Source organism: Flavobacterium sp. (assembly GCF_049318325.1).
Classification (GTDB): domain Bacteria; phylum Bacteroidota; class Bacteroidia; order Flavobacteriales; family Flavobacteriaceae; genus Flavobacterium.
Map to the genome: position 1 here is coordinate 1 of NZ_JBMOGQ010000101.1, position 8,779 is coordinate 8,779.

Annotated in this window: 7 protein-coding genes; 3 read left to right on the forward strand and 4 right to left on the reverse strand. The window is 33.5% G+C overall.

All coding sequences use genetic code 11. From position 1 onward, the window contains the following. From ACOYLP_RS09215 to ACOYLP_RS09230, 4 genes are all read right to left on the reverse strand, one after another. Window positions 1-796 (reverse strand): hypothetical protein (locus ACOYLP_RS09215; RefSeq protein WP_422855883.1); only part of this gene is annotated, 796 nt, incomplete at its 3' end. 11 nt (window positions 797-807) lie between these two features. Next, window positions 808-2,337, reverse strand: a complete 1,530-nt coding sequence (locus tag ACOYLP_RS09220; protein WP_422855884.1) for a SusD/RagB family nutrient-binding outer membrane lipoprotein — start codon at window positions 2,335-2,337, stop codon at window positions 808-810. Between the two features lie 11 nt (window positions 2,338-2,348). Continuing rightward, entirely contained in the window at window positions 2,349-5,381 is a 3,033-nt protein-coding gene (locus tag ACOYLP_RS09225; RefSeq protein ID WP_422855885.1) for a SusC/RagA family TonB-linked outer membrane protein, read from the reverse strand. Between the two features lie 96 nt (window positions 5,382-5,477). After that, a complete protein-coding gene (locus ACOYLP_RS09230) occupies window positions 5,478-7,145 on the reverse strand; it encodes a hypothetical protein (protein WP_422855886.1) in 1,668 nt (555 codons plus the stop codon). A 183-nt stretch (window positions 7,146-7,328) separates the two neighbouring features. On the opposite strand from ACOYLP_RS09230, the gene rpsL reads away from it, so the two are divergent. The 3 genes from rpsL to ACOYLP_RS09245 all read left to right on the forward strand — a co-directional run. After that, the gene (rpsL, locus tag ACOYLP_RS09235; RefSeq protein ID WP_007136570.1) at window positions 7,329-7,712 is read left to right on the forward strand and encodes a 30S ribosomal protein S12; all 384 of its coding nucleotides are present in this window, start codon (window positions 7,329-7,331) and stop codon (window positions 7,710-7,712) included. A 91-nt stretch (window positions 7,713-7,803) separates the two neighbouring features. After that, the gene (gene rpsG / locus ACOYLP_RS09240; RefSeq protein WP_136151630.1) at window positions 7,804-8,280 is read left to right on the forward strand and encodes a 30S ribosomal protein S7; all 477 of its coding nucleotides are present in this window, start codon (window positions 7,804-7,806) and stop codon (window positions 8,278-8,280) included. A 10-nt stretch (window positions 8,281-8,290) separates the two neighbouring features. After that, the coding region (locus tag ACOYLP_RS09245; protein ID WP_422855887.1) for a GTP-binding protein at window positions 8,291-8,779 on the forward strand (489 nt) is incomplete at its 3' end.

Sequence of the window (8,779 nt, forward strand, 5' to 3'; positions counted from 1 at the left end):
TAAGACGTTTTCCCATTTTATCCGCAAGATCAGGTTGTGCAGAACTAGAACCATCACGACTTTTTGTTAAATAAGACACTTTCATATTAGAATAATAATCACCTAAGTTTTGCTCATCTATGGCAATAGATTGGCAAACATCTTTAAATATAAAGCCATTTCTTGGGGCACCGTCATTGGTTAAATCATCATACGGACCAGTACTTGATGTTTCATATACCCCTAAAGCTAATTGTGTGATTACTTCATTTGGGAAATTATAAACAACACCATTGTCTTCTCTGGTTACTTCCAGTGCATATGTTCCTTCTAAATCAGAAGCGCATTTAGCAATGGTAACCGTAATGGTTTTTTTATCATCTGCAACCACTGCACCTGCTGTAGATGGTTGTCCTAAATTGATAATGATAGTTTTTGGAACATTTCCGGGTAAAACGCTTGGGTTAATTGTGAAAGGTAGTTTTACAAAGCTTGAACCCGCTTCTAATGTTACGCTTCCGCCAGTTGCTGTAACAGTATAATCTGTTCCTAGGATAGCTGTACTCGTTACATCAATAGAAAAAGGGATCAAAATATCAGTATCAGAGGTTGTACCATTACTACCACCAACTAAATCGATAGGTTCAAAAACTTGAACTGGGTCGACATCATTATCAGTATAGATATATGATGATTGTGAATTCTTAAATCCAACAACATAATCACCTTTGCTATTATTTTCTACATCATCCTTAACACAGGAAATTACAACAGTTAAGGTTATAAGGGTTAAGAATATTATTTTTATATTTTTCATATTTATTTTTATTATTGGTTCCAAAATATTTTACTTGTGAAAGCTTCAGATTCATTCTGTTGCGGAACATTTGCAGTATTACCTGCAATTTCAGAGCTTGGATATAATAAACGAATTGGTCTTGATGCACTTGCTGCTACTGGAGAAAGGGGAACGTGACTTGGAAAACCAGTTCTTGTATTTTCAATCCAAATTTCTCCACCATTAATACCATTCAAGGCAATCCATTTTTGATTTATTATAGCTTGTATTTCATTTCCAGTGGAGCCATTCCAACCTACAAGATTTGTTGCCTGACTGTAATAAGTAATTGCTTGAGCAGTGGTTAAGCCTAAAAGTTTAAACGATTCGGTAATGCCACTTTCGTACAAACTTTTAGCAGAACCGGTTAAATACCCTCTTTGAACTGCTTCAGCTTGTAATAATAAACTTTCTGCAGCGGTAAATACCAAGCCATCTTGAGCGGAATTTTTAAGTAATCCTGGACCAACATGCGAAACAGGGTAGTTTGTAGAAGTGTTTAATACATCGCCTTGTTGATGACCATTATAATCAGTAGGCCCAGCTGATGTTGCCGAATATATTCGGGTCAGTCTTGGGTCATTAGTGTTTTGTAAATAGCTTACTGTATATTTAGTTGCTGCGGTAGAAGACCAGTTATTTTTAAACTCGTCATTGGTGTTTAAAAACATAGCAGCAAATCCATTTTGTTTATTTACAGATGCACTAAATCCAGGGTTAATAGTTACATTATCATTTGGTCCTAAAAATTGAGCACCGCTACTTTGTAACTCAGCCATTTCTGAGGTAATGTAAGTTGATGATGCCGTTCTTTTACACTCTCTTAGAAGTATTCTTAGTTTAAGCGTATTAGCAAATTTTTTCCACATACCCATATCGCCAGAAAGCATAACGTCATTTTCTCCTGGATTTAGTGAGCCAGCGGGTGCGTTGTCTATCAAAGCAACAGCTTCTTCTAATTGCAAAACTAAATCTCTGTATATGGTTAAAGCATCATCATATTTTGGGCTCAAATTACCCCCTCTTTTATGAGCTTCTGAGTAAGGAATGTTTCCGTATAAATCTACTAAATATTGGAAATAAAATGATTTTAATATTTTAGCAATTGCTTTATAATTGTCATAGCCAGGTCTAGTTGTATTTTGAATGAAAGTGTAATTAGAAGTTCTTAAATAAAGATTTTCAAAAATTCCTGAATAGAAATCAGAAGTTACATTATAGGTGTGTTCATTAAAATAGTAACTTGAATTTGATGCCCCAACATCTCTAGTCCAGTTATTCATCATCAGATTTCCCAATTGGTTCATATTGTCTTGAACAGCATTTGGATTGAACTCAGAAACATTTCCAGCTAATACGCCATAAGTATACACTTGTGTTGCGGCAAGAACGATTTCAGGATTAACATTTTCAGATGAAGGATTATTAGGGTCATCATTTACATCAAGATAATCATCACAAGATTGTAAAGATGCGCTGATTAATAAGCCGCATAATACTTTACTATATATATATTTCATTTTCATAATTATTAAAAAGTTATATTGATATTGAATCCGTATGTTCTTGTTGGTGGAGCTTGAGCACCTGTGCTTAAACCAACATTGTTTCCCGTTGTAAACGAAAATTCAGGGTCTGTATAGTTTCTGTTCTGTTTTGGAAGTATCATGAATACGTTTCGTGCATTTAGCCCTAGAGACAATCCATCAACGTGTAATTTCTTTACTATTTTATCTGAAAAAGAATAGGATAGTGCAATTTCTCTACATTTAAATGCTGTTGCATCCAAAACGAAATTTTCATCGATTTCTCTGTAAATTCCAGTAAAATAATCTTGATTTCCTGAAGTGGTTACACTAGTGTTCTGTGTGAAAACTCCAGGAGATGTTTCGATTACAGAATTAGGAAAAATAAAAGGTTCTCTTCCGTTTTGAGCCGTAACTATATCAGAACCATTTTGAATTAAACCATCTTTTACGCCGGCATAAAAAACATGGCCTGTTCTATAGTCAAAAACTCCAGTTAGTTTTAAATTTTTATATCTAATATTGGTTGTTAGGCCAAGTATATAGTCTGGAGTTGTTTTTCCTAGTTTTACATTAGTTGCTTTTAATGGGTCTCCGGTTGAGGTATCAATAACTACATTGCCATTATCATCTCTCTGGTAACCAGTTCCAACAAGCATAGGAAACTGTTCTCCTTTAATAGCAGCAATTCCAGCCGTGCCAAGGTATTGTCCAACAGCAACTTGGTTAGACTCGTCAGTCACTTTCGTTACTTCTGTTTTTGGAGCACTATAACCGAATCTGAAATCCCAAGTAAAGTTTTCAGTTTTAATAGCTGTTACCCCTAAATCAAATTCAACACCCTGAGATATTGTTTCTCCAACATTAACAGTAGCTAAGTTAGCACCTGAAGTTGTTGATGGAGAAATTTCAATGATTTGATCACTATTTTTTGATCTAAAATAGCTAGCGTCAAAAGTGACCCTTTTTTTATAGAATTCTAAATTCATGTTAAATTCTATTGAGGTATTGGTTTCCGGTATTAAGTTTTGATCTGCAATACTAGTAGTTTGATTAAAACTGTTAATTAAAAATGGAAAACCTGCAGACGTTGCGCTAACAAATCGGTCATTTATGTCGTAAGGACCAACAACACTGTTCCCTACCTTTACAAAACTAGCAGATAATTTGGCAAAAGTAAGTGTTTCGCCTCCAAAGTCAGCAAAAGCTGTTGTTGGTATAAAGGAAACACCGACACTTGGATAAAAGAATGGCTTTTTGATAACAGAAGTCCAATCTTTTCTGGCGGTAAGATTCAAATACAAATAATCTTTATAACCTAAATCAACATTTGCAAAATAAGAATAACTTCTTTGTCTTGATTTAAAATCAGATGGTAATGCATTTCCTGTAATATTAGAAATGTTATACAATCCAGGAATTACTAATTTTTCACCTTTAACTGATAATGAATTGAATTCAGCATTAGTTACGTTATTACCCACGTTTGCTTTAAGTGTGATATCTTTTGTCAAATCATAGTTAAAATTGACAAGTAAATCGGCATATAAGTTTCTACTATTCGTGTTTCCCACTTCATAAGAAGAAACATAATCAAACGGGGAGTCCCAATAAACAACATCTGTTTTATAGCCATTGAAGAATTCTACTCTATTGAAAGAAGTACTTCTGTAACTAGCTCTATAGGTAGCACTAATATTTTTATTGAATTCATAGTTCAATTCTCCAACACCTTCAAAAGTTTGACCTTTATTAGAGATCCTTTCGTTTTTCAATTTCCAATAGGGACTTAACTCCCAATATGTCCAGTGGGTAGCATTGTCTGGATTGCTAAATAATTGAACAGGAACGTTAACGGGTATTTGAACCAATGATCCATATATTGAACCTTCTACACCTCCTGCTGTATTTTGATTAGTAGTAGTGTAGGTAGCATTAGCATTAAAACTCCATTTGCCAATTTTTTTTCCAGTACTTATATAGAAGTTATTTTTAGTAAACTTATCTCCAGGAATAATGCCCTCCGTTTTTTGATTTCCTAGAGTAAAATTTAAATAGCTATTTTCATCACCTGAAGATATAGCTACAGAGTTTAGTAAGGTATTTCCATCTGTAAAAAATGGTTTGTAGTTATCCTTTATGAATGAGTAGGGAAGAAGTGTTTGTTGTAAACCTGTAGGTTGTAATGACCCATCAAGTTCAGCCCCCCAGCTAGTGTTTTCAGTAAAATCTTGAGCGCCTTGATAGCCTTGGCCAAATCTACTTTGTAGAATTGGAAACATAGATGCCTCTTCTGCGGTAAAAGTAGTGTTAAGTGTGATTTTGAATTTTTCAGCATCTTTAGTCCCTCTTTTGGTTGTAACAATAATTACCCCATTTGATCCTCTTGAACCATATAAAGCGGCACCATTAGAACCTTTCATTACATTAACAGACTCAATAATCTCAGGATTTAATTCGGCAAAAGCACCTGATGTTGAGATTACGCCATTAATAACAATAAGTGCCTCGTTATCTCCTGTAATTGATCTAAACCCACGAAGCTGTATTCTTGTGTCTGGATTAACGCCATTGTTTACTGTGTTAATTTGTAAACCAGACACTTTTCCAACTAAACCAACTGCCGCATTTGTTGCTTTTGCTTGATTTAATTCGGATGACTTAACTAATTGAGTTGCCGTAGTAATTTCATTTGGTTTTCTTTTGATACCTAAAGCAGTTACAACTAATCCTTCTAATTCAATAGCATCATCTTTCATTGTAATACTAAATGTTGTTGATGAAGCAACAATTTCCTGAGATTTCATACCTATGAAATTGAAAACTAATGTTTCAGTTGAAGAAGCTTTTATTGAAAACTTACCTTCAAAATCGGTTTGTGTTCCAATATTAGTTCCTTTAACTAATACATTTACTCCAGGTAATGGTTGGTTAGACACATCTGTTACAATGCCTGAAACCAACCTCTCTTGCGCAAAAGAGATTTGCACCAACAACGCTATGAAAAGCGTTAAGAATCCATTTAACTTTGTTTTCATTATTTAATTTGGTTATAATTAGTTAACCAAAAGTCTTAAATATTTCTTAAAAAACCTAAATTAAATTCAAATCATTAACATGAAAACTAAAAAATATTAAAAAACAGCTTTAAAGCTTACGTGCACAATAGAGTTGGAGAATTTTATTGTCTGATTATTAGTACTTCCGTTGGCATAAACAAGATTGAAAAGTCCGTTTTTAGATAGTAAACCAAAACCGAATCCTAAACCAAAAAGATTTCCACTGCTATTAAAAGTTTTGTCTTGAATATATCCATAATCAATAATCGAATGAACATATAGATTTGAAGTAAGTATATATCTGTATTCCGATAGAATTGAACCAAACACGTTTCCTTGTAAACTATTTTCGTTAAAACCTCGAATGGAATTTATTCCGCCAAAGCGTTGTAACTCATTTATGATATAGTTACTGCTTTGTAAATAGAAATTTTGAGATTTGATGTTTACAATGTTTTTCTGATTCAGATAGAAATTGTGTTTTATAAATAAACTCCCGAAAAACTGATTGTCAGAAATTAGCTTAGTATCTCTTTTCCCTGTTCCGATTTTTAAATCAAAAGAAGTTTTTTCAGGAAAAAGAAAATCATCATTCTTGAAATCGACATATTCTAAAGTTGCTGTTAAATATGAATTATTAAAATCGCTTAAGGTTGATGAATTCACATTCTGAATGTCACTCGACTCTGTCGCTTGATAGCCAAAATACAAACGTGTGTTATAATTAAAATAATACCCCAAGTTAATAGCTGTTTTTGAGTTCTGAAAAGTGCTATCTTGTTTGAATATATTTAATTCTGCTTTAATTCCCAATGGACTATTAAAAATATAGGGGAGTTCCATCCCCAGATTAAATGTTTTTTGGTCTTGACCATCGCTTTTCCAATACAGCGATAATTTTTCTCCGAAATTCAAAACATTGTTCAAAATCAAATCCAGATATCCACTAAAAATAACTTTCTTGTTTTCATTATTTGTGAAACCTACGAAACCTTCAAAAGTGTTTGGTTTTGCTTTTTCTAAATAGACGTAAATTTTGGTAGAGTCTTTTGTGAAAAGAATTTCAGGATATTTACTTTGCTTGACAAATCGGAATTTTTCAAAATCATTGTATAGTTTGTCTAAGTTCTTTTGATTAAAAACTTTATTCCGATATAACCGTATGATATTTTTTTTATGCCCTTCCGGAAATTTATCATAACCGTTAATGACAATATCGTTTACCTGTCTTTTTATTTCAGTTGTAATTGACAAGTCGGCAGAAAGTGACTCTTTTGTTTTTTGAATGTTAACAAGTTTTACTTTCGCCATAGAAAAACCAGTGGTTTCTAATTTTTTTAAAGTGGCATTTAAAAAGGTTTCTATTTCTTCATAAGGAATTGTCAAGGTGTCGTTTTTTATGCTGTAAATTCCGGCGACGTTTTCTTGTAATTTTATACCTATATATATTCGCGCATCACTTATTTTTTTTCCAATATTGTATTTGAAGTAAAATGTGGAGTCATTTAGCTTAAAATTTTCAGCAAGCTGACTTTCCATATATCCTTTTTTGGTAAGCTTTTCATATAATAAATTATTCTCGTCCAAAATTGATTTGGCATTTTTGTGTTTCAAAACATAGCCAATACTGTCGATAATTTTGTTTTCTTTTTCGTTTTGCCCGATAATTTTCAGACGGAATTCTTGTGCAGAAATGCTTCCACTGATCATAAATATAAATAAAAAGAGAAAAATCTTTTTCAAAATGGGCTGATTGATTGCCTCAAAATAACGCAAAAAATCTGTTTTTATTGTAGTTAATCGAATCTAAAAAGAATGTCTTTGAAAATTAATTAATTATGATTTGTTTCATTGAAAATAATTACTACATTTGCAACCCCTAAAAAAGCGGGAATTTAATAAATAAAGAAAAATTAGTATTTAATTATGCCAACAATTCAACAATTAGTAAGAACAGGAAGAACTCAAATCACTAAGAAGAGTAAATCGGTTGCTTTAGATTCTTGTCCTCAAAGAAGAGGTGTTTGTACGCGTGTTTACACTACTACTCCAAAAAAACCAAACTCTGCAATGCGTAAAGTTGCGCGTGTACGTTTGACTAATGGAAATGAGGTGAATGCATACATACCAGGAGAAGGACACAATCTACAAGAGCACTCGATAGTATTAGTGCGAGGCGGAAGGGTAAAAGATTTACCAGGAGTTAGATACCACATTGTGCGTGGTGCGCTTGATACATCAGGTGTAGCAGGAAGAACACAAAGAAGATCTAAATACGGTGCTAAACGCCCAAAAGAAGCTAAAAAGTAAATTTTTAACTAGTCAAAAGTTAAAAGGTATAACGTCATAAAGTATCAACTTTAAGATTTTTGGCTTTCGACTTTCGACAAAAAACAAAGACATGAGAAAAAGAGCGGCAAAGAAAAGACCACTTTTACCAGATCCAAAATTTAACGATCAGTTAGTAACACGTTTTGTAAACAACTTAATGTGGGATGGTAAGAAATCGACAGCTTTCAAAGTATTTTATGATGCTATGGAAATTGTAGAAACAAAAAAGAATAATGATGAAAAATCATCATTAGAAGTATGGAAAGATGCTTTAACAAACGTTATGCCTCACGTAGAAGTACGTAGTCGTAGAGTGGGTGGAGCTACATTCCAAATCCCTATGCAAATTCGTCCAGACAGAAAAATCTCTATGGCCATGAAGTGGATGATACTTTATGCTCGTAGAAGAAACGAGAAATCGATGTCAGGTAAATTAGCTTCTGAAATATTAGCTGCGGCTAAAGAAGAAGGTGCTGCTGTTAAAAAGAGAATGGATACTCACAAAATGGCAGAAGCGAATAAAGCATTCTCTCACTTCAGATTTTAATACATAAGAAATGGCTAGAGATTTAAAATTTACAAGAAACATCGGAATTGCGGCTCACATTGATGCTGGTAAAACAACAACAACGGAGCGTATATTATTCTACACAGGAAAATCACACAAAATTGGTGAAGTACATGATGGTGCTGCAACAATGGACTGGATGGCGCAAGAGCAGGAAAGAGGTATTACCATTACTTCTGCTGCAACAACTTGTGAATGGAGTTTTCCAACGGAACAAGGTAAAGCATTACCTAATTCACAAGCTTATCACTTTAACATTATTGATACTCCTGGGCACGTTGACTTTACCGTAGAGGTAAACCGCTCATTACGTGTACTTGATGGATTGGTTTTCTTATTTTCTGCTGTTGATGGTGTTGAGCCACAATCAGAAACTAACTGGAGACTAGCTGATCAATACAGAGTTCCACGTATGGGATTCGTTAATAAAATGGATCGTCAAGGATCTAACTTTTTGGCAGTTTGTCAACAAGTAAGA

Coding starts and splice junctions, on each gene's coding strand:
- ACOYLP_RS09220 (WP_422855884.1), bottom strand. CDS start 2,337: ATGAAATATATATATAGTAAAGTATTATGCGGCTTATTAATCAGCGCA.
- rpsL (WP_007136570.1), top strand. CDS start 7,329: ATGCCAACAATTCAACAATTAGTAAGAACAGGAAGAACTCAAATCACT.
- ACOYLP_RS09225 (WP_422855885.1), bottom strand. CDS start 5,381: ATGAAAACAAAGTTAAATGGATTCTTAACGCTTTTCATAGCGTTGTTG.
- rpsG (WP_136151630.1), top strand. CDS start 7,804: ATGAGAAAAAGAGCGGCAAAGAAAAGACCACTTTTACCAGATCCAAAA.